Origin of the sequence: Verrucosispora sp. NA02020 (assembly GCF_013364215.1) — a bacterium.
In the GTDB taxonomy this organism is placed as follows: Bacteria; Actinomycetota; Actinomycetes; order Mycobacteriales; family Micromonosporaceae; genus Micromonospora.
The window spans coordinates 3,395,543-3,416,395 of the sequence record NZ_CP054923.1 but is presented as its reverse complement, the minus strand read 5'-3'; the positions used below and the strand labels follow the sequence as shown (position 1 = coordinate 3,416,395).

General features: G+C 71.7%; 16 protein-coding genes and 1 riboswitch. Of the genes, 4 read left to right on the top strand and 12 right to left on the bottom strand.

The genetic code is table 11. From position 1 onward, the window contains the following. The first annotated feature begins 57 nt into the window (after nt 1-57). Nucleotides 58-1,179, top strand: coding sequence for a M14 family zinc carboxypeptidase (locus HUT12_RS14900; protein ID WP_176093768.1), 1,122 nt, complete (start codon nt 58-60; stop codon nt 1,177-1,179). 100 nt (nt 1,180-1,279) lie between these two features. On the opposite strand, the gene HUT12_RS14895 is transcribed toward HUT12_RS14900, so the two are convergent. Beyond that, nucleotides 1,280-2,932 carry an amidohydrolase gene (locus HUT12_RS14895; protein WP_176093767.1) on the bottom strand — a complete coding sequence of 551 codons (1,653 nt, stop codon included), beginning with the start codon at nt 2,930-2,932 and terminating at the stop codon, nt 1,280-1,282. Nucleotide 2,933: 1 nt separating this feature from the next. Beyond that, a complete protein-coding gene (locus tag HUT12_RS32595) occupies nt 2,934-3,512 on the bottom strand; it encodes a TetR/AcrR family transcriptional regulator (protein WP_131053353.1) in 579 nt (192 codons plus the stop codon). A gap of 392 nt (nt 3,513-3,904) precedes the next feature. On the opposite strand from HUT12_RS32595, the gene HUT12_RS14885 reads away from it, so the two are divergent. From HUT12_RS14885 to HUT12_RS14875, 3 genes are read left to right on the top strand one after another with little or no spacing between them, the layout of a single operon-like run. Then, nucleotides 3,905-5,560 (top strand): hypothetical protein, encoded by a 1,656-nt coding sequence (locus HUT12_RS14885; protein ID WP_176093766.1) that lies wholly within the window; start codon nt 3,905-3,907, stop codon nt 5,558-5,560. Then, nucleotides 5,560-6,642 (top strand): hypothetical protein, encoded by a 1,083-nt coding sequence (locus tag HUT12_RS14880; RefSeq protein WP_176093765.1) that lies wholly within the window; start codon nt 5,560-5,562, stop codon nt 6,640-6,642. Before HUT12_RS14885 ends, HUT12_RS14880 begins: the two co-directional genes overlap by 1 nt. After that, on the top strand, nt 6,639-7,688 hold the full coding sequence (locus HUT12_RS14875) for a hypothetical protein (protein ID WP_176093764.1): 1,050 nt from the start codon (nt 6,639-6,641) through the stop codon (nt 7,686-7,688). The genes HUT12_RS14880 and HUT12_RS14875 overlap by 4 nt, the downstream gene beginning before the upstream one ends. A gap of 24 nt (nt 7,689-7,712) precedes the next feature. On the opposite strand, the gene HUT12_RS14870 is transcribed toward HUT12_RS14875, so the two are convergent. The 10 genes from HUT12_RS14870 to HUT12_RS14825 form a co-directional block, all read right to left on the bottom strand. Then, entirely contained in the window at nt 7,713-9,209 is a 1,497-nt protein-coding gene (locus HUT12_RS14870; protein ID WP_176093763.1) for an FGGY-family carbohydrate kinase, read from the bottom strand. Then, nucleotides 9,210-10,844, bottom strand: coding sequence for a fucose isomerase (locus HUT12_RS14865; protein ID WP_176093762.1), 1,635 nt, complete (start codon nt 10,842-10,844; stop codon nt 9,210-9,212). Between the two features lie 49 nt (nt 10,845-10,893). After that, a complete protein-coding gene (locus tag HUT12_RS14860) occupies nt 10,894-11,775 on the bottom strand; it encodes a dihydrodipicolinate synthase family protein (RefSeq protein ID WP_176093761.1) in 882 nt (293 codons plus the stop codon). Next, a complete protein-coding gene (locus HUT12_RS14855; protein WP_176093760.1) occupies nt 11,772-12,794 on the bottom strand; it encodes an exo-alpha-sialidase in 1,023 nt (340 codons plus the stop codon). Before HUT12_RS14855 ends, HUT12_RS14860 begins: the two co-directional genes overlap by 4 nt. Next, on the bottom strand, nt 12,791-14,323 hold the full coding sequence (locus HUT12_RS14850; protein ID WP_176093759.1) for a tripartite tricarboxylate transporter permease: 1,533 nt from the start codon (nt 14,321-14,323) through the stop codon (nt 12,791-12,793). Before HUT12_RS14850 ends, HUT12_RS14855 begins: the two co-directional genes overlap by 4 nt. Next, nucleotides 14,320-14,814, bottom strand: coding sequence for a tripartite tricarboxylate transporter TctB family protein (locus HUT12_RS14845; protein WP_176093758.1), 495 nt, complete (start codon nt 14,812-14,814; stop codon nt 14,320-14,322). The genes HUT12_RS14850 and HUT12_RS14845 overlap by 4 nt, the downstream gene beginning before the upstream one ends. After that, nucleotides 14,814-15,779: a tripartite tricarboxylate transporter substrate binding protein gene (locus tag HUT12_RS14840; protein WP_176093757.1), complete on the bottom strand. Its 966-nt coding sequence runs from the start codon at nt 15,777-15,779 to the stop codon at nt 14,814-14,816. The genes HUT12_RS14845 and HUT12_RS14840 overlap by 1 nt, the downstream gene beginning before the upstream one ends. Next, nucleotides 15,776-16,459, bottom strand: a complete 684-nt coding sequence (locus tag HUT12_RS14835; RefSeq protein ID WP_176093756.1) for a GntR family transcriptional regulator — start codon at nt 16,457-16,459, stop codon at nt 15,776-15,778. The genes HUT12_RS14840 and HUT12_RS14835 overlap by 4 nt, the downstream gene beginning before the upstream one ends. A gap of 554 nt (nt 16,460-17,013) precedes the next feature. Then, nucleotides 17,014-18,072, bottom strand: a complete 1,059-nt coding sequence (locus HUT12_RS14830; protein ID WP_176093755.1) for a ribonucleotide-diphosphate reductase subunit beta — start codon at nt 18,070-18,072, stop codon at nt 17,014-17,016. Continuing rightward, nucleotides 18,063-20,438, bottom strand: coding sequence for a ribonucleoside-diphosphate reductase subunit alpha (locus tag HUT12_RS14825; protein WP_176093754.1), 2,376 nt, complete (start codon nt 20,436-20,438; stop codon nt 18,063-18,065). The genes HUT12_RS14830 and HUT12_RS14825 overlap by 10 nt, the downstream gene beginning before the upstream one ends. Before the next feature lie 134 nt (nt 20,439-20,572). Continuing rightward, nucleotides 20,573-20,781, bottom strand: a riboswitch (cobalamin riboswitch). Nucleotides 20,782-20,853: the final 72 nt, after the last annotated feature.

Here is a 20,853-nt window from a genome sequence, read left to right as displayed (position 1 = left end):
CGCACACGATCGTCTTGCTGGGCGCTACCCGCGGTCACCCGAGAAGGGACGTCACCAGTGTCCAGACCACGTCGCCGGCATCTCATCCTCCTCGCCGCGCTCCTGCTCGCCCCCGCCGTCGTACCCGGAACCGCCCAGGCGAACGGGCCGTTCGTGCCGCCGAACCAGGAGACCGTCAACCGCTCCTCGATGCTCAGCGCCACCGAGGTCTCGGCCGAGCTGCGTGCGTTGCAGGCCCGCAGCAAGGGCGCCCTGCGGGTGCAGGAGGTCGGCCGCAGTGGCCAGGGCCGCCCGCTGGAGGTGGCCTTCATCGGCACCGGCAGCACCCGGATCTGGATCCAGGGCCGCATCCACGGCAACGAGCCGTACGGCGCCGAGGCCTCGTTGGGCTTCCTGAAGACGCTCGTCTCCGGCGGTAAGCACGCGCGGGAGGTGTTGCAGCAGGTCAGCTTCGCGGTCGTCCCGATCTACAACCCGGACGGTTCCGACGCGTACCGGCGGCAGGACAGCGTCCACAACGTCGACCTCAACCGCGACTGGGGAGTGGACCGGCCGATCTTCGACCGGCTCAACGCGGTCCGGGCCGGTCTCGGTCAGGCGCCGCTGTCCGAGCAGGCCTTCGCCAACTACACCCGGCACCGTGCCGTCGAGTCGCAGGCGTTCTGGTACGTCTGGGCCGACTTCAAACCACACCACATCATCGACCTGCACCACCAGGGCACGTACGTCGTCGGCGACACCGACGAGATGACCACGTTCTCGGTCGGCATCTCCCTCGACCCTGGCATGCTCACCCCGCAGCAGTGGGACACCGTACGCCGGATGGGCGTGGTGGCCGCGGACGCGGCGGGTCGCAGCGGAGTGGTCAACGTGACCCGCTACCCGTACATCAACATCCCGGAGGGCGTCACCTCGGCCGCCATGCTCAACGGCCCCGGGCCGCGCGGCGAGTACGCCAACTGGCGCAGCAACGCGATGTTCTTCGAGTCGCGCGGCGGCATCGGCCACAAGAGCAGCGGCTACCTGATCAAGCAGAACGTCGACGGGCTCTGGGCCATCGTCGACTCGATCAGTGACGGCTCGCTGGCCGACGTCGACGCCGACCGGTGGAGCGACATCCCGGCGCGGGGTGCCTCGATCTCCACCTGCGCCAAGTTCCCGCAGCAATGTGAGTTCTGATCTTCGACGCGATCGCTGACCCGACGGTGGTCCACGTTCCGGTCCCGGAGCGTGGACCACCGTCGTCGCGTCGACCTGACCGTCTCGGGACGAGGGCGGCTCAGGCGGTCCGGCGGCCGGCGCACCAGGTGCCGGTGACGGCGATGTCGCCGAGATGGTCGGGGTCGGCGTGCACCGGGTCCTGGTCCAGTTCGACCAGGTCGGCGGCGGCCCCGGGGCGCAGCACACCGGCCCGGCCGGCCAGCCCCAGCGCCACGGCGGCGTCCCGGGTGTAGGCCGCCAGGGCTTCGGTGACGGTGAGACCCTCGTCCGGGTGGACGATGTCGCCGCCCGCCACGCGTCGGGTGACCGCGGCCTGGATGCCGACCAGAGGCGAGAGCGTGCCGGCGGGATAGTCGGTGCTGGCCGCCACGGACGCTCCGGCGTCGCGCAACGTGCGCAGCGGGACGAGCCGCAACGGTGCGGGCAACGGGAGCACCGTCAGCTCCGCGCCGAGGTCGTGCAGGAAGGACGGCTGCGTGACCACGTGCACGCCCGCGTCGGCGAGCCGACGCGCGGTGGCCGGATCGCAGACCATCGCGTGCTCGATCCGGATCGGGGTGTCGAGCCCGTCGACGGCGGCGAGGGCGTCGGCGAGGGCACCGTTTCCGACCGCGTGCAGGGCCGGCGGCAGGCCACGGTCGACCGCCGCCCGGACGGCGGTGGTCAGCCGGTCACGATCCAGCACGCGAAGGCCGTTGTGCCAGCGGCCGTCCGGGCGGCGGGTCGGGGTGCCACCACGCCGGGACAGGGCCAGGGCCCGGCGCCCGTGCCGCAGCAGCGCCCGGGGCATGCCGGCGACCGAACGGAGCATCTGTCCACCCGTGAGGCACAGGTCGCACCGCTCGCCGCCGTCGACGAGGAGCTTGAAGCCACCGAGCGGGGTACGGGGATGTCCGTGATCCCGATCCGGGTCGAGGTCGGGCAGGGTGGGGTCACCGATCTCGGCCGCGCCGACATGCCAGCGGTGCACGGTCACCGCCAACTCGGGCGCGGCGCGGGCGTACCGGGCGGCGCCCTCCGGCGGCACCGCGAGGTCGCCGATGCGGGTGATGCCGTGCCGGGCCAGGATCCGGCTGTGCGCGACGGCGCGATCCACCCAGGCGTCGTCGTCGCCGGTGGCGCGGCGGGTCAGCGACTCGGCGACGAAGCTGGCCTGTTCGACGAGGACGCCGGTGGGGCGTCCACGGCGGTCCCGTTCCAGGTGGCCGCCGCCCGGGTCGGGTGTGGCGCTGCCGTACCCGAGGGCGGCCAGGCCGGCGGAGTTGACCGTGGACTCGTGATAGGTGACCGAGAACAGGTGCAACGGCCGGTCCGGGCAGGCGGTGTCCAGTTCGGAGGCGGTCGGCAGGCGGCCCTCGGCCAGGTGCAGCGGGCGTACCCCGTGCAGGCGCAGCCAGCCGGTGCCGTGGTCGGCACGGACGACGGCGGCGATCCGGTCGAGCAGCTCGCGCAGTGTCGCGGGATGCGCGTCGAAGGCCCGGGTGTGCTCGTCAGCGGCCACCAGATAGAGGTGGTGGTGCGGGTCGACGAAGCCGGGTAGCAGGGTCCGGCCGGCGAGGTCGTGCACGGGCGCGCCGGGGCCGGCGGCGGCGCGTACGGTCACCGCGTCCCCGGCCGAGAGAATCACCTCGCCGTCGATCGCCACCGCCTCGACGACCGGGTGGGCGGGGTCCATGGTGCGGATCGTGCCGCCGCTGAAGACGGTCCTCATGTCACGCTCCGAGTTGGGCGAGCAGCCCCTCGGCCCACGCCGCGAGGAAGCGGTCCCGCGCGACGTGTCCCGGCGGGCAGCCGTAGGTGAACTCGCTGATCGCGAAATAGAACAGCGACGACAGACTCACGGCGGCGACGGCCTCCGCGTCGAACCGGGGACGGTCGCCGGCGAGCTGCGCCAGCCAGGCGGCGACCTCGTCGAAGCCCGGTTGGAACAGCCGCTGGTAGACGTCGGTGAGGTCGACCGGCAGGTCGCCGCCGCCGCGTAGGACGAGTCGGTAGAGGTCCCGGTCCGCCTCGACGGTGGCGAGCACCGCCCGGCCGGCGACCGCGATCGCGGTACGCGGGGCGGTGAGGTCGGCGATCCCGGGTTGGGCCTGTGCGGCACGGCGACTGTGTAGGACCCGGTCGAAGGCGGCCACGAGCAGTTCGCGTTTCGACCCGACGTGGCGGTAGAGCCCGCCCGCGCCGGGAGACAGCCCGGCGGCGGCCTCGATCTGCGTGATCGTGGTGGCCCGGTAGCCCTGCTCGGCGAAGAGACGCAGCGCCACGTCGATGATCTCGTCCCGACGACCCATCACATAAGTAAACACTTACTTACCGGGTTCCCGCAACCGCTGCGCCACCCCGCTACCACCGCCGACGGTGGGCTCGGCGCGCGTGCCCCGCCCCGTTCGTGTCCGGCGGGGCCGGTTTGATCCGCCCGCTTCTTCTACGACGAGCGCCACGTCCGGCGGCACGGGGCGATCCCGGAACCGATCCGCGGCACGCTGTTCGGCAAGGGGGCGGCGGCGACCCCCGCACCGGCCACCGATGCCCCGGTGAACAGATCACCGTCGCACTGCTGGGTGCGCCCGCCGCGCCGGATCGGGGTTCTTCACCGGCCGGTCACCGTCCGTTCGGCTCCCGTGCGTACCGTGGCCGTAGCGTCCGACGCCGACTCACGTATCGGGAGAAGGACGGGTTTCGGGTGTGGCTCGGGGCTGACAAGAAGGAGTTCGAGGCGTTCCTCGACTCCGCCGCTGTCTACTGGCGCAAGAACGTGGGCGCCGCGTCGTCGGAGCGGTACCTCGTCGTCGAGGTGTTCCACCAGGACATCCGAGTGGCGATGCGCAACCTGGCGGTCGCCAACGCGATCCGCCGGATCGTGCCCGCCCAGCTCGTCGTCGTCACCGGCGTCGAGCAGATGTGGCACGAGGCGCTGTGGACCGAGTTCGACGTGAAGCTCGTCGAGCGTCTCGCCCGGGCGTACGGCGCGACCGAGGTGGTGGACCTCTATCAGCTTGTCGAGGGCCCGGCCCGGTCGGGTACGCCCGAGCAGGTGCCGGTGGAGCTGTTCGGCAGGCGGTTGACCCCCGGCCCGTCGATCGACGCGGCGACGCTGGCCGAGTTCGTCAGCGCCACCTACTGCCGGGTGACCAGGCGGCCCCGCCCGCCCGAGGAGCCCGGCGCCGACCCCCGCTACCGGCGGCGGGAGGCGTTGGCCCGGGCCATCTCGTCCGGCTACGACGCCCTGCTCGGTGGCGGATCCGTGGTGGCGCTGGTGACCAGTCACGTCGACTACGACCACTGGGGGCTCGCGGTGGACTCGGCGCGGCGGGCCGGCGTACCGGTGGTGCACACCCAGCAGACCGGGTGCCTGAAGGCGTACGCGCTGTTCCCCGAGGCGGACACCGGCCGGCACACGTTCCGGGGTGAACTCACCCACCAGATCGGCGCCTTCTTCGCCGAACGCGTCTGGTCGCGGCGCGACGAGGTGCGGCGCAACGCGGAGTTGGTGGCCTGGCGGTCGAAGGTCAACCTGGGTCGGCCGAGCTGGTGGCGCGGCGGTGCGAGCGCCTCCGTGGACATCAGCAACAGCGCGGAACGGGCCCGGCTGCGGACCCACTTCGCGGCGCGGCTGGGCTTCGACCCGACCCGGCCGGTGGTGGCGGTCTTCAACCACGCGGTCTCCGACGCCCCCGGCACCAACCACCAGTCCTTCCCCACCCTGGCCGACTGGTTCGAGGAGACCGCGCGGTATGCCGGCACCTGCACGGAGGTGCAGTGGCTGTTCCAGGACCACCCGAGCCAGTTCCGCTACGACAGCACCGGCTTCTTCGACTCGGTCGCCGCCCGCCACGGGCGGCACCGGCACATGGTGTTCCAGCCCAGCAGCGAGCTGAGCAAGAACGGCCTGTGGAGCCTGGTCGACCTGGGCGTCACCGTCCGGGGCAGCGTGAGCAACGAGCTGCCCGCGTACGGCATCCCGGTGATCCAGGCGGGGTGGTCCGAGTGGAGCGAGTGTGGTCTGTCCACCGTGGTGGAGGATCCGGAGGCGTACCGGAAGGCGCTCGACGCGGCGGTCAGCGGTCTCTGCGGTGGGCAGGAGCTGATCTCGGTCGAGCAGGTCGAGCGGGCGCGACTCTGGCTCTGGTTCTATCGCAGCGCCAGCGACCTGGTCACCCCGCAGGTGCCGCACTGGGAGGTGTGGCCCGCCGGGTATCTGCTCAAGGCGGTGCAGACCGCGTTCCGGCACATCGAGAGCGACGCCGATCCGCTGTTCGACGCCGTCGCGCGGATGTGGACCCGACGCGAACCGGTGCTGACCCGGACGGACCTGCGGGCGCCGGAAGGAGTCCGGTAGTGGCCGTCGGCACGTGGTTCGCCACCGAGTTCGACGAGCCGGCCGCGCCACGCGGTCTGCCCGCGCTCTTCGCCTCGGGCGCGGACTCCGAGGTGCTGGTGGCCGACCGGATGGCCCGGGGCGTCGCGATCCTGGGACGGGTCCAGGGCGTCTCCGGCGCGGTCGTCCTCAAGGTCCGCACCGGCGGGCGGGCGGTCCGCGTCCGCGTCGACCTGCACGTCGACGGCGCCTCGCAGACCGCCTGGTCCCGGGTGGCCGCACCGACCCGGGGCGTCCGCGAGCTGCCCCGGCTGGTGATGGTCCGGGCACAGGGCACCGACCGGGTCGCCGCCCTGATCCGCCGTCAGCACGGCCGGCTACGGATGGTCGAGGCGCACGCCTGGGTCGAGTTCGACCTGGGCGCGGAGGAGATCGGCGCGGACGAGCTGCTGATCGTCGAGGTGGCGGAGGCGACGCTGCCGGCGTGGGCGTCCCCGTCGTTGAGCGCGCTGGCCGCGGTCGGTGTACGGATCAACCAGGTGGAGGTCACCGCGCTCGACGACGTCGATCCGCCGGGCACCTCGGGCCGGGTGACCGGGCAGGCCGCCCAGCACACCGGCCTGGCCAGCGCCGGTGGTCTGGTGGGGGCACGCGGGCGCGGTGAGGGTCCCGCCCGCACCGGATTCGTCGTGGTCAACGCCGACGCCACGTCGGTGCGGTGCCGCCTCCGGGTGACCACCGCCTCGGTGGCTCCCTCCGCCATCCGCGACCCCCGTCGGGCGTGGATGCGTCGCGGCAAGGCACAGACCGTGTTGAAGGCGGTCCGGGTGGCGCAGCGCGGGGCCGGGTACGCGTTGTTCGAGGCGTCGCCGTTCACCGGGCCACCGCGCCCGGAGCAGCTCCGCGTACGCGCCGCGAACCTGGTCGACGGCGGTGACTGCCGGGTGGTGGTGACCACCGACGACGCGGAGACGCTCGACGTGGTGGTCACCCGGACGACGCCGGGTCCGGTGCTGATCGGAGTGGACGAACCCGACGCCACCGCGATGCGTCGACGGGTCTGCGAGGTCGTCTGCCGGGTCGTCGAACTGGAGTGGACATGACCGGGTCCCCCGGCCACGACCTGGTGCTCACCGACGACGCGACGGCCAACCGGGTCGCTGTCGAGCGGATCCTGGCGTCCGGGTCCGGCGGCACGCTGCGGCTGCCGGCCGGCACCTACCCGCTCGACCGGGGGCTGGTCGTCGGCGCCGGCTGGACCCTGACCGGCGCCCCACCGGCGGACGGTACGGTCCGGACCTGGCTGACCTCGTCCGCGTCGGACGGCGAGCCGCTGATCCACGTGCTCGGCTCGCGGGTCACCGTGCGGGACATCGGTCTGCGACCGCCGCCGTGTGCCCCGGGCACGCACGGCGGAGACCGGGGCACCGCGGTCACCGTCGGCAGGTACCTCTATCCGACCGAGACGGAGTGGATCTCCGACGTACGGATCCACGGTGTCCGGGTGGAGCGTCCCGGCACCCGGACGGCCAACTGCGTCACCCTGGTCGGTGCGGTCCGGGACGTCGTAATCTCCGACGTGACGATCGTCGGCGGCTGCACCGGGGTCGCCGTGCACTGGGGAGCGGTCGGCGACGGGGTCGACGCGATCCGTGGCCCCTCCTACCACCCGCATCACGTCACCATCTCCGACCTGCGGGTCTCCGACGCCTTCGAGGGCTTCTACCTCAGCTCGGTGCACGACGTCGAGGTGGACCGGGCCTGCCTGTCGGAGGTGGAGATCGGCTTCCGGCTGCTGCCCGGCGACAACACCGACCGTTTCCACCGGGCGCACGGCACCTCGATCGGCGAACGCATCCGGGTGTCGCGGATCCACGTCGCCTGGAACGGCCCGTTGTACGCGGTGCGGATCGCGGGCTGGGGACGCAGCGAGGTCGACCACTCGGTGCGGGTGCTGGAATACCGAGACGTGGTGGTCACCGACTGCACCCTCGTCCCGCTACCGCCGGCCCCGTCCGGCCCGGCCGATCCACTGCGGGCTCGCGCGCCCGTCGTGGTCGAGCAGGCGTCCGGAGTTCTCCTGGAGGCGATCCGCGTCGACCTGCGGACGCCGTCACCTGGGGGCAGGTGCTGCCCGGCCGGCGCCTGATCGGTCCCCCGGCGGTCCGGCCCGCTACCCGGTGCCGCTCTGCAACCGCGCGAGGGCGTGCACCTCGGCCCGCGTGTTGCGGTACAGCGAGGTGTAGCCGGCGTAGAGGCCGTCGTAGGTGGCGGCCACCGAGGGATCGGGGCGCACGATCTGCCCGGGCCGGGTCCAGTCGGTGTCCGGGGCGGTCAGACCGGCACCGATCGCGGCCAGCAGGGCGTCGCCGTAACTGGCCCCGATGGTCACCTCCGGCACCTCCTGCTCACGGCCGGTGACGTCGCTGACGATCCGGGTCCAGAGTCCACCCTGGGTGCCGCCGCCCACCGCGACCAGCCGCGCGACCGGGTTCTCCGGGGTGTCGAGCAGTTCCAGGATCTGCCGGATGCCGAAGGCGATCCCCTCGTACCCGGCGCGGAACAGGTGACCCCGGCCGTGCCGCAGGGTCAGTCCGGCGATCACGCCCCGGGCGTCCGGGTCGAAGATCGGGGTCCGTTCCCCGGCGAAGTACGGCAGCAACAGCAGGCCGTCCGCGCCCGGCGGCACCGCCGCCGCCTCCTCGACCAGCGTCTCGAACGGCACCTCGCCCACCAGGTCGCGCAGCCAGGTGGTGAGGCTGCCGGAGGTGGCCATGCCGGCCGCGAGGCAGTACGAGTCCGGAGACACCCCGACGGTGTTCCAGAGCTGCGGATGCCGGGCCACGCCCCGGAGTTGCTGGACGAAGAACATGGTGGAGCCGTACATCAGCATCAGGTCGCCGGGTCGGCGGACGCCGACGCTGACCGACTCGGCCCAGGCGTCCACAGTGCCGGCGCAGACCGGCGTGCCCACCGGCAGCCCGGTCGCCTCGGCCGCCGCCGGGGTCACCTCGCCGACGATCTGGGCCGACCAGGCCAGTCGGGGCGCGGGCAGGTCACCCATGATCTCGTCGTACCAGGGCCGGTGCCACTGCCGGGCCTCGATGTCGTACAGCGGCACGGACTGGCTGGCGGTGTGGTGGTCCAGGACGTACTCGCCGGTCAGCTTCCGCACCACGTACGAGCTGGAGTTGTACCACCGGGTGGCCCGCTCCCAGACCTGCGGTTCGTGGCGGCGTACCCAGAGCGCCTTGGGACCGACCGCCTGGGTGGTGATCGGGGTGGCCGCCCGCTCCAGCACCGCGTCGGCGCCGAACCGCTCGGTCAACTCGGTGATCTCGGCGGTGGCCCGCATGTCGATGCCGTAGAGGATCGCCGGGCGGACCGGTTCGTCCCGCTCGTCGCAGAGCACCAGACAGGGGCCGACACCGCTGACGCAGACCGCCGCGATCCGCGCGCCCTGGGCGGTGGCGGTCAGCTCGGCGGCGATGGACACCACGTCGGCCCACCAGACCGTCTCGGCGTCGACCTCCGCCCAGCCCGGCCGGGGCAGCGACATCGACCGGGGTCGGGGGCGGACGGCGGTGGCCAGCACCCGCCCGGTGGCGTCGGTGAGCACACCCTTGCTGCTCCCGGTGCCCAGGTCGATGCCGATCAGCAGCGGTGCCATCTACAGGTTCACCTGACCGCAGAGGTGCACCGCCAGGCCCAGTTCGGCGAACATGGCGGCCTTGGCGGCGAGCGCCCGGTCGGCGGTGGCGGCGTCCGGGGCGTACACCACGTTCAGGTGGTTGGCCTTGTGGCGGGCCATCAACTGGTCGCGGTCGACGCCGTGCAGGACGGCGTGCATGATCGGCCACTGCGGGGTGGTGGCGTCGAGGCGGCGCTGGGTCTCCTCGGCCGGCAACTCCACCGCGCTGCCCCGACCCAGGTCGACGTGGAGGACGCCGTCGGCGATGAAGACCCGGGACCAGACGATCTCCCCCGGCTTGGACACGCCGCTGAGGGTGCCGCCGCCGAGCGGGAAGTACATCGGCGGCTGCCGCATGCTCCAGCTCTTGTCGTAGCCGCCGTTGTGCGAGGCCGGGACCGAGCCGGAGATCTCCATGACCCAGACGAACCGGCCGTCGTACTCCTCGCCCCAGCGGATGTCGTGCAGGGTGGTCGCCGGGTCCAGCCCCATCGCGGTCCAGATCCGGTTGGTCACCAGGGAGTCCACCGCGACGCCCTCGTCGACCTCGTTGAAGTGCGGCAGCGGCGCGTCGGCGTAGAGTTCCCGGGCACCGTCGCGGCTGGTCACCGGCGGACGGGAGACGTTGTTCAGCAGCCCCTCGACCAGGTCGCTGGCGGGTACGACGTCCTTGAGCCCCTGCTGGTACTGGATGCCGACCGCGTCCAGGCCGAAGTCGTCGGCGATGCGCAGCGCGGCCACGTACATCTTGAACTGGCTGTGCAGTTGGGCGTCGGTCAGCTCGGTGGCCTCGTCGGTGCCGGTGTGGAAGGTGAACCCGGCCGCGTCCAGCCAGTCCCGAACGGCCTGCGCCTCGGCGTCGGTGACCGTCGCCATCTCGGCGACCAGGGCGCTCTGCGACAGCCGTTCCTTGTAGACGCCGAGCGGGTTGAGCAGCTCGTCGTCGATGATGGCGTTGTACATGCCCATGCAGCCCTCGTCGAAGACGCCGATGATGGCCTTGTCCCGGACGAGCTGCGCCGCGAGCGCCCGACCGAGCCGTACCTCCTCGGAGGCCGGCAGCTCCGGCAGATCCCGGACGTGGCTCTGGTCGTGCTCCAGCTTCCCGGTCTCCAGCCAGGTACGCAGCCGCGTCACCGCCCAGTCGTCGGTGAACTTCTCGCTCCACAGGATGGAGTGCGCCACGCCAGCCTTGGTGAGGCTGGCGGTCAGGCCGAGCAGGCCGACCAGGCCGGGGAACTCACCGCTCCAGTTCGCCACCACCAGGATCGGGCCCCGGTGGGTGCGCAGCCCGGCCAGCACGTGGTGGCTGTACTGCCAGACCGCCTCGGCGACGATCAGCGGCGCGTCGGGCGGGATCGACTTGAACACCTCGATGCCCTGGCGCTGGCTGGCGATGAAGCCGTGCCCGGCGGTGTCGTCGACCGGGTGTGCCCGCTGCACCCGGTGGCCCAGGGCGGTGACCGCCCGCTCCAGGTCGGCCTCGAACTGCCGCTGCACCGGCCAGCAGGTGACGTTGGCGCTGGGCCGCAGGTCGCCGCTGGCGACGGTCCAGACCACGCCGGGCTCGGCCACGGGCTGGTCGGTCAACTCGGGAAAGGCGTAGCTGCTCACGCGGGGCTCCTTCGAGGGCGGCGGTGTCGGGTGACGGCGGTGTCGGGGATCAGAGCAGGTCGGCGACGTCGGCTTCGAGCGCGCGACGGTCGTCGGCCGAGATCGGGTCGAGCGGGGCACGCATGCCGCCGGCCGACAGCCCGCGCAGTTCCAGGACGGCCTTGAGGTGGGCCAGGTTGCCCTGCCGGGTGGCGGCCACCGCCCGCAGCGACCGTTCCCGGGCCACCGCGAGCGCGTCGGTGTCCCCGCTGCGCAGGGCGTCCCGGACCGCGAGGAAGGGTGCCGGCAGCGCCGAGCTGACCCCGGAGACCACTCCGGCGCCGCCGGCCGCGACGACCTCGGTGAACTCCGCGTCGGCACCGGAGTACGCCGGCAGGTCCCGGTCGCCGAGCGCGGCGAGGTACTCGGCCAGCACCGAGGTCGGCTCGCCGCTGATCTTCACGCCCGCCAGACCCGTCCCGGCCAGCCGGGCCAGCGACCGTGGCGAGACCGTCGTGGTGGTCCGGGCGGTGAAGAGGTACGCGTACACCGGCCGTCCGGCGGCGGCGGTCACCACCGCCTGGTAGTAGTCGAGCAGGGCCCGCTCGGTGGCCGGGAAGTAGTGCGGGGTGAGCGCCGCGAGTCGGGCCGCTCCCCGGTCGACGGCCGCCCGGGTGAGACGAACCGCCTGGTGGGTGCTGGCGTGCCCGACGTGCCAGTAGGTGCGCTCGGGCCCGAAGGCGTCACCGGCGGCGGCGGCGACGTCCAGCCGCTCGTCGTCGGTGAGGGTGGTGAACTCGCCGGTGGTGCCGGCCACGAACACCCCGTCGACGGGGTGCGCGGCGAGTTGGTCGTAGGCCGCCCGGGTGGCCTTGAGGTCGACCGCGCCGTCGGGGTCGAACAGGGTCGGCAGGGCGCTGATCAGGTTGGCTCCGGGGTGGGCCGTGGTCATGAGATGTGCTCCGAGGGATCGAGCAGGGCGAGCACGATGCCGCGCCGCTGCCAGGTGTACGTCACAGCGAGCCGGTCCCCGACGGGGATCAGGCAGGGGTACGAGAACTCGTTGTCGCCGGTGGTCAGGACCCCCGAGTCGGCGGGCCGGTAGCCCTCGTCCGCCGTCTCGCCGAGCGATTCCTCAAGGGTCAGCCAGGGCCGGAAGGTCTGCCCCTCGTCGGTGGAGACGGAGACGGTCAGGGGCGCCCGGCTGGCCCAGTCCCCGGTGGTCGGGTTGTGGGCCAGGTGGACGCGGTCGCCGAGACGGGTCACCGCGATGCCGGAGTTGTTGTTCGGCACGGTGGACAGCGAGCCGGGCGACCAGGTGCGGCCGTCGTCGACGCTGGTGGCGGTGACGAGCCGGCCGGCGGTGCTGCGGGCCAGCAGGCGTACCTCGCCGGTCGGGGTCTGCCAGAGCGCGGGCTGGATGGCGCCCGCGCCGGGGAAGGTGGCGTGGTCGAGCCGGATGTCCGGGGACCGCTGCCAGGTGTCGCCGTCGTCGTCGCTGCGCTCCACGAAGCAGTCCCATCGGGGGCGCTCGCCCCACCTCTCGGTGGAGGCCCCGGCGAGCAGTCGGCCGGAGCGTAGGCGCAGCGGCGGGGTGCGGACCGGTCCCCGGCCGCCGGGCTCGGCGTCGCCGAGCGGTCGGGGCGTCGACCAGGTCCGGCCGCCGTCGGTGGAGACGACCCGGTGGGTCACCCAGGTCGAGATGGTCGCGCCGACCTTGAACCAGCAGACCAGGTCCCCACCGGTACGCCGGTGCAGCACCGGGTTCCAGCAGGGTGCCAGGTCGCCGCTGACCACCGTCGGGGCGCTCCACCGGTCGTCGGTCCCCCGGCTGAGCCAGATCCGCGAGTCGGCCGCCCCTTCGTGGTCGCCCTGGAACCAGGCGACCACGAAGGTGTCCTCGGTGACGCAGACGGTGCTGCCGTGGCACTGGCCGGGCACGTCCCGGACCACGAAGTGTCGTGTCGTCACCGGCTCGCTCCGGCGGGGACCGGCGGATCGGTCGGGGTGTCGCGGTCGGTGGTGCCCTGCCGACGCGCCTTCATCCGGCTGCGGATGCGGGGCACCGCCACGGCCAGCACGGCCAGCACGAGCAGGCCCACCGCGATCGGGCTGGTGTAGATGGTCTCCAGTCCGCCCAGCTCCATCGACCGGCGGAAGTTACGCTCGGCCAGCGGGCCGAGGATCAGGCCGAGCACGATCGGGCCGGCCGGGAAGCCGTACCGGCGCAGCAGCAGGCCGAGTACGCCGAACAGGACCATGACGCCGACATCGAAGACGCTGTTGTTCACCGCGTACGTGCCGACGATGCAGAAGGCCAGGATCACCGTCCACAGGAACCGGCTGGGCAGCTCCAGCAGCTTGGCTACGCCGCGCATGCGCAGCAGGCTCAACCCCAGCGTCAGCACGGTGGCGAAGAACATGATGCCGGCGATCGAGTAGACCAGGTCCGGTTGCGAGGTGAACAGGCCCGGACCGGGCTGGATGCCCCAGATGATCATCGAGCCGAGCATCACGGCCATCACCGAGTCGCCCGGTACGCCGAGGGCCAGCGTGGTCAGCACGGACCCGCCGACACCGGCGTTGGAGGAGCCGTCGGCGGCGGTGAGCCCCTCCAGGGAGCCCTTGCCGAACTTCTCCGGCTCCTTGGAGACCCGCTTGGCCTGGTTCCAGGCGACGATTCCGCCGATGTCCCCGCCGACGGCCGGCAGCACGCCGACCACGGTGCCGACCGAGGATCCGACGGCGATCGGCTTGACCATCTGCCGGGTCTCCTGCTTGTTCGGCCACCAGCGGCCGAAGCTGGTGATCGCCTTCTGGGTGCTGTGACGACGCGAGATCATCTGGCTGAACACCTCGGCGATGCCGAACAGGCCGATGATCACCGCGATGAACGGAATCCCCTCGACCAGTTGCGGGATGCCGAAGGTCAGCCGGTCCGAGCCGTCCATCGGGTCCCGGCCGACGGTGCCCAGCGCCAGACCGAACAGGCCGGCGATGAGGCCCTTGACGAGTTGCCGGCCGGAGACCTCGATCATCATGGTGAGACCGAAGACCACCAGCGCGAACATCTCCGGCGAGCCGAAGCGCATGGCCACCGTGCTCAGCGGGATCGCGGCGACCATCAGCACCGCGATGCCGACGAAACCGCCGACCGCCGAGGCGAAGGCCGACGAGGTCAGCGCCAGGCCGGCCTTGCCCTGCTTGGCCATGGCGTAGCCGTCGAAGGTGGTGGCGATCGACGCCGGAGTGCCCGGGGTGTTGATCAGGATGGCCGGGACCCGGTCGCCGAACTGTGCGCCGATCAGGATGGTCAGCAGCACGGCCAGGCCGGGCAGCGGGTCCATGGTCAGGGTGAAGGCGCTGGCCAGGGCGACCGCCATGGTGGCGGTGACGCCCGGGAACGCGCCGACGAGCATGCCGATCGCGGCACCTGCGAGGACGCAGACCAGCATCTGTACGGAGAGGAGGGCACCGAAGCCCTCGACCAGTGCGCTCATAGCGGGACCCTCAGCAGCAGGCCGAACAGGCCGTAGATCAGCACGGTCACCCCGGCGGGGAAGAACAGCAGGTCCTTGATCCCGCGACCCCCGGCGATCCAGGTGAGTGCGGCGACGAAGACCAGTCCGGAGACCAGGAAGTGCAGGTAGTACCAGAGCACCCCGAAGGCGAGCGTGGCCGCGACGAAGCCGACCACCCGGGCGATCCCCGAGCGGGTGGCCGGTCCCTCCTCGTCCTCGTCGTCGGCCACGGCGGGCGTGGTGACGAAGGCGAGGACGATCTGCAGGGCCGACAGACCGATGATCCCGATGGCGAGCGTCTCCGGCCAGATCCGGGGACTCACCGCCAGGGCCCGGGCGGGCAGCTCGATCGAGCGGGCCAGCCACAGGAACACGGCGCCCAGTACCAGGAAGACCATCCCCGGTGCCGCCGCGCGCCAACGCGCGGCGGCACCGTGATCACCCTGGATCGGCGGGTGGTGGATAGCCATCAGCCGTAGATCTGGCCGAAGCGGTCGTACTCGGTCTGGGCGAACTGACTGGCCTCGTCCGGCGAGGTCGCCAGCGGCGTGTTGCCGGCCTTGGTCATCACGTCCTTGAACGCCTCCGAGGAGGCGGCCTTGCGGACGGCGTCGGCGAGCCGCTGCCGGACCTCGTCGGGCAGTCCGGCGGGGGCACCCATCAGGCCCCAGCCACCGATGACCACGTCGACGCCCTGCTCGGTGGCGGTGGGCACGTCCGGCAGCGAGGAGACCCGCTCCGGGGCCAGCACGGCGAGGATGCGTAGCTGGTTGTTTCCGGCCGCGGCGGCGGACTCGCTCACCCCGGCCATCACGGCCTGGACCTCGCCGGAGACCCCGGCGGCCACGGCCGGCGCGCCGCCGTCGTACGGCACCGGCTTGAAGGTCGCACCGGCCGCCTCGCCCAGGGCGAGGGTGGCGGCCTCCCAGATGGCGCCGGCACCTGAGTTCGACACGGTGATCGTGCCCGGCTCACGCTTCGCCGCGGCCAGCAGGTCGTCGAGGCTCTGGTACGGACTGTTCGTCGGCACCGACAGCGTGGCCGGCGCGTTCATCACCTGCCCGAGCACGGTGAACTGCTCCGGGGCGATGTCGGCGCCCTGGTGCCCGAGCATCGCCACCTCGACCGGGATGAACCCGATCGAGTACCCGTCGGCGGGCCGGCCCTTGAGGTAGGTCAGGCCCACCCGGCCGCCGCCACCGGTCCGGTTCTCCACCACGATCGACCGGCCGAGGTCCGCCTCCAGCTCCTTGGCCAGGGTGCGGGCGGTGAGGTCGGAGCCACCACCGGCGGCGGCGTGCACGACGAGGGTGAGGTCCTTCTCCGGGAAGTTCTCGCCGGAGGCGGTTTCGCTCCCGCCGCGGTCGGCGCAGCCGGTCACCACGAGGGTGCCGGCGACGGCCAACGCGGCGAGGCGCAGCATGCGTGATCTCATAGGTCGTTCTCTCTCTGGACGGGGGTCGGGGGGTTCGCGGAACGCAGCCGGGAGCAGGTCGTCTGCAGGTGTCGGTGCAGCTCGGCCTTGACCTCGGCGACCTTGCCGGCGGTGATCAGCCCGGCCAGGTCGTGGTGCTCCCGCGCCGAGGGCGCGAGGTCGGCCAGCCGCTTGCCGGAGGCGTGCAGCAGACCTTCGATGGTGGGGCGGAACTGGTCCCACAGGACGCTGAGCCGGGTCATCCCGGCGGTGGCGAAGAACGCGCTGTGGAACCGGATGTCCGCGGTCGTGAAGGCGACCGGGTCCCGGTCGTTCACCGCCGCGTCCATGTCGATCAGGGCGGTACGCAACTGACGGGCGAGGACGTCGCGCCGGACGGTGATGGCCCGCTCCACCGCCAGCAGCTCGAACGACTCCCGCAGAGCCATCAGCTCCTCGATGTCGGCGTCGTTCAGCGACCGGGTGACGGCGTTGCGGCCGGAGCCGGTGACCAGTCCCTCCGACCGCAGGATGCGGATGGCGTCACGGACCGGACCCCGGCTGACCTGGAAGGAGTCGGCCAGCTCCTCCTCGACGAGCCGGGTGCCCGACGGCACGTCGCCCACGATGATGCGACGGCGCAGCTCGCCGGCCAGCTTCTCGCCGAGGGACTCCGCCCTGATCGGCCTCACGTCCAACACGTTTGCCCTCCTGATAACTGTTAACAGTTAACACTCGACTCATCCCACGGTCAACGGAAGATGACGAACGAGTTTCTCGATGTTTCCTGCCGGCATTTCGCCTGGTGGATGCCCCAGACGGGCCGAAGATCGGACCCTGCGCGTCGGTCACCGGCGCGCGGGGCGGGAGCACGAGGGCCGCCACGGGCCGCTCAGCGGGCAGCGGGGTCAGGCCCGGCCGCCGGTCCCCATGCCGTGGTCATGGCGACAGGGTACGGGCGCGGCCGTCTCGTCGACGCGCACGGAAGCGGGACGTGGACGAGGTCGGCACACTCAGGCTCGGTCGGTGTCCGGTACGAGCGCTGTCGAGCTGACAGCGGCGACGGATCGCGAGGCCGATAGCGCAACCGGTTCAGCTCGACAGCGGCCGACGACACGACCACGCCGGACACCACCTCCGCTCCGGCCACAGGGCCGGGCACCCGCCACAGGACCGGGCACGGCCGGAGCCGAGCCGGAACGCCGAGGTCCCGGGTGGCGTCACGCCACCCGGGACCTCGGCACAGCCAGGTCGATCAGAAGTCGTCGTCGAAGCTGACCGAGCCGGTCACCCCGACCTGGTAGGCGGAGACCCGCCGCTCGAAGAAGTTCGACAGCTCCTGGACGTCCTGCAACTCCATGAACGCGAACGGGTTGCCGCTGCCGTACATCGGGGCGATGCCGAGCACGGCCAGCCGCCGGTCGGCCACGTGCTGGAGGTACTCCCGCATGTCGGCCGGCGACATGCCGGAGACGCCCTGCTCCAGCAGGTCGACGGCGAACTGCACCTCGCACTCGACCGCTTCGGCCAGCATGTCCTTGACCTGCTGCTCCAACTCCGCGTCGAACAGGTCCGGCTCCTCGGCGCGGACGGTGTCGACCACGTCGAAGGCGAAGGCCATGTGCATGGACTCGTCGCGGAACACCCAGTTGGTGCCCGAGGCGAGGCCGTGCAGCAGCCCCCGGGAGCGCAGGAAGTAGACGTAGGCGAAGGCGCCGTAGAAGAACAGGCCCTCGATGCAGGCGGCGAAGCAGATCAGGTTCAGCAGGAAGGCCCGCCGGTCCTCGCGGGTCCGCAGCTCGCGCAGGTCGAAGATGGAGTCGATCCACGTGAAGCAGAACTCGGCCTTGCGGGCGATCGACGGGATGTTCTCCACCGCCGCGAACGCCTCGAACCGTTGCTTCTCGTCCGGGACGTAGGTGTCCAGCAGGTTCAGGTAGAACTGGACGTGCACCGCTTCCTCGAACAGCTGCCGGGAGAGGTACAGCCGGCCTTCCGGCGAGTTGACGTGCTGATAGAGGTTGAGCACGAGGTTGTTGGCGACGATGGTGTCGCCGGTGGCGAAGAACGCCACGAGCCGGGACACCAGGTGCTGCTCGGCCGGGGAGAGCTTGGCCAGGTCGGCGAGGTCGGAGTGCAGATCGACCTCCTCCACCGTCCAGGTGTTCTTGATGGCGTCCTTGAAGCGGTCGAAGAACTGCGGGTAGCGCATCGGCCGCAGGGTCAGGTCCATGCCGGGATCGAGCAGCAGGTGCCGCTCCCCCACGCCGGTGCTCGTGCTGGTGCTGGTCTCGGAGACGGTGGTCACTGGCATGCCTCGCAGCTCTCGGGGTTCTCCAGGGAGCAGGCCAACGCCTCGTCGTCGCTGACCGCCACGACCGGCGTGACGCTCGGGGTGACGGCGACAGTGGCCTGCTGGATCCGGGTCGCCGGACGCGACCGCAGGTAGTACGTGGTCTTCAGCCCGGACTTCCAGGCGTACAGGTACATCGAGGAGAGCTTGCCGATGGTCGGCGCGCTCAGGAACAGGTTCAGCGACTGCGACTGGTCGATGAAGGGGGCGCGGGCCGCCGCCAGGTCGATCAGCGCCCGCTGCGGCAGCTCCCACGCAGTCCGGAACAGCTCGCGTACGTCGGCGGGCAGCTCGACCACGCCCTGCACGGAACCTTCGGCGCGCTTGATCTGCTCCCGGATCGGGGCCGTCCACAGCCCGCGCGCCTTCAGTTCGCGGACCAGATAGGTGTTGATCTGGAGGAACTCGCCGGACATCGTCTCGCGCTTGAACAGGTTGGACACCTGCGGCTCGATGCACTCGTAGCAGCCGGCGATCGAGGCGATGGTGGCGGTCGGGGCGATCGCCACCAGCAGCGAGTTCCGCAGGCCGTGCCGACCGATCGTCTCGCGCAGCGCGGCCCACCGCCCGGTCTGGCCGACCTCGGCGCCCCACAGGTCCGGGTGCAGCTCACCCCGGGCGGCGCGGGTCTCGGCGTACGCGGGATGCGGGCCGAACCGCTCGGCGAGCCCGGACGAGGTCTCCAACGCGGTCAGGAAGATCTCCTCCTGCACGCGGGTCGACAGCTCCCGGGCGGCCGGGGAGTCGAACGGCAGGCGCAGCGTGAAGAGCGCGTCCTGGAGGCCCATCAGCCCGAGCCCGACGGGGCGCCAGCGCGGGTTCGACGCCGCCGCCTGCTCGGCCGGGTAGTAGTTGATGTCGATCACCCGGTCCAAGAACACCACGGCGGTACGCACCGTCGCGCGCAGCCGCTCCCAGTCGACCCCGTCCGCGGTGACGTGCGCGCCCAGGTTGACCGACCCGAGGTTGCAGACCGCCGTCTCGGCGTCGTCGTTGACCTCCAGAATCTCGGTGCAGAGGTTCGACAGGTGGATGGTGTTGCCCGGGGCACCGGTCTGGTTGGAGAGCCGGTTCGAGGCGTCCTTGAAGGTCATCCACCCGTTGCCGGTCTGCGCGAGCGTCCGCATCATCCGGCCGTACAGGTCGCGGGCCTTGACGGTCTTGACCGCCTTCTTCTCCGCCGCGCGGTACGCCTCGTCGAACGCCTCACCGAACAGGTCGGGCAGCTCGGGGGCGTCCGACGGGTCGACCAGCGACCAGTCGCCGTCCGCCTCGACCCGGCGCATGAACTCGTCCGGAATCCAGTTGGCGAGGTTCAGGTTGTGCGTACGCCGGGACTCCTCGCCGGTGTTGTCCCGCAGTTCGAGGAACTCCTCCACGTCCGGGTGCCACGGTTCGAGGTAGACGCAGGCCGCGCCCTTGCGACGGCCGCCCTGGTTGACCGCGGCCACCCCGGCGTCCAGTGTCTTGAGGAACGGCACGATGCCGTTCGACCTGCCGTTGGTGCCCCGGATCAGGGCGCCCCGACCGCGCACCCGGGACCAGGAGATGCCGATGCCACCGGAGAACTTGGACAGCTTCGCGACCTGGTGGTAGCGCTCGTAGATGGAGTCGAGCTCGTCGCGCGGCGAGTCGACCAGGAAGCACGAGGACATCTGCGTGTGCCGGGTGCCGGAGTTGAACAGCGTCGGCGAGCTGGGCAGGTAGGCCAGGCTGGACATCAGCCGGTAGAAGCCGATCGCCTCGCCGGGCGTCTGGGACAGGCCGCAGGCGACCCGCAGCAGCCAGTACTGCGGCGTCTCCACCACGAGCCGGGTCTGCGGGTGCCGCAGCAGGTACCGGTCGGCGACGGTGCGCAGGCCGAAGTACTCGAAGCGCAGGTCCCCCGCCGGGTCGACGGCGTCGTCCAGCTTGCGGGCGTTGCGGGCCACGAACGCGGCGGTGTCGTCGCCGATCAGGCCCAGGCCGTGTGCGTACCGGATGGACTGGCTGAAGCTGGCCACCTGCTGTCCGCGGACCTCCTTGTCCACGTACGCGGCCAGCAGTCGGGCCGCCAACTTCGAGTACTGCGGCTCCTCACCGATCAGTTCGGCCGCGGTCTGGATGGAGAGCTTGTCCATCTCGGCCGTGGTCGCGCCGTCGTACAGCCCGCTGATGGTCTTCGTCGCCACCCGCAGCGGGTCGATCTCGTCCAGGTCGGCGACCCACCGCTCGACCGCCTTGACGATCTTGTTGACGTCCACCGGCTCGGTGTCGCCGTTCCGCTTGCGGACCTGCATGACGTGCCGGCGTTGCTCCGGCCCCGCCTGCTCCTGGGTCACCGTCATGTTCCCCTCCTCACGCCTGTCCCCGAGATCGTCGGGTCCGCGCGGGAGGACGCCGCCGGTCTGCCGACGGCACTGCTGCCGTGACGACCAGCTCCTGGCGTCGGCCGTCCCACGCGGCCTTCGACCGCCGCACACGTCGCGTGCGGCGCGCTGGCAGGTCTTCGGACTCGTGGGCCTGATGCTCGCGCCTACTGGCCGTCGCTTCCCAGACCTGGCGGGTCCAGTGCGTGATGACGGCGGTCGTTCCCACTCACCGCTGCGGGGCAGTCCCGGATTCACACCGGGTTCCCTCTTGCCTCGACCGCCGTGGAGCGGCGGTCGAACCAGCTACGGGGCACACCATATATGGGTGCGGTGCGGAGATGGCAACACCAGATGCTGTGCCGGGCGTGTCGCGTGTCAGATGACGGGCATC

What these genes read in the sequence shown, in the direction of transcription:
- HUT12_RS14840 (WP_176093757.1), bottom strand. Translation starts at nt 15,779, where the DNA reads ATGAGATCACGCATGCTGCGCCTCGCCGCGTTGGCCGTCGCCGGCACC.
- HUT12_RS14895 (WP_176093767.1), bottom strand. Translation starts at nt 2,932, where the DNA reads ATGAGGACCGTCTTCAGCGGCGGCACGATCCGCACCATGGACCCCGCC.
- HUT12_RS14850 (WP_176093759.1), bottom strand. Translation starts at nt 14,323, where the DNA reads ATGAGCGCACTGGTCGAGGGCTTCGGTGCCCTCCTCTCCGTACAGATG.
- HUT12_RS14875 (WP_176093764.1), top strand. Translation starts at nt 6,639, where the DNA reads ATGACCGGGTCCCCCGGCCACGACCTGGTGCTCACCGACGACGCGACG.
- HUT12_RS14860 (WP_176093761.1), bottom strand. Translation starts at nt 11,775, where the DNA reads ATGACCACGGCCCACCCCGGAGCCAACCTGATCAGCGCCCTGCCGACC.
- HUT12_RS14870 (WP_176093763.1), bottom strand. Translation starts at nt 9,209, where the DNA reads ATGGCACCGCTGCTGATCGGCATCGACCTGGGCACCGGGAGCAGCAAG.
- HUT12_RS14845 (WP_176093758.1), bottom strand. Translation starts at nt 14,814, where the DNA reads ATGGCTATCCACCACCCGCCGATCCAGGGTGATCACGGTGCCGCCGCG.
- HUT12_RS14825 (WP_176093754.1), bottom strand. Translation starts at nt 20,438, where the DNA reads ATGACGGTGACCCAGGAGCAGGCGGGGCCGGAGCAACGCCGGCACGTC.
- HUT12_RS32595 (WP_131053353.1), bottom strand. Translation starts at nt 3,512, where the DNA reads ATGGGTCGTCGGGACGAGATCATCGACGTGGCGCTGCGTCTCTTCGCC.
- HUT12_RS14830 (WP_176093755.1), bottom strand. Translation starts at nt 18,072, where the DNA reads ATGCCAGTGACCACCGTCTCCGAGACCAGCACCAGCACGAGCACCGGC.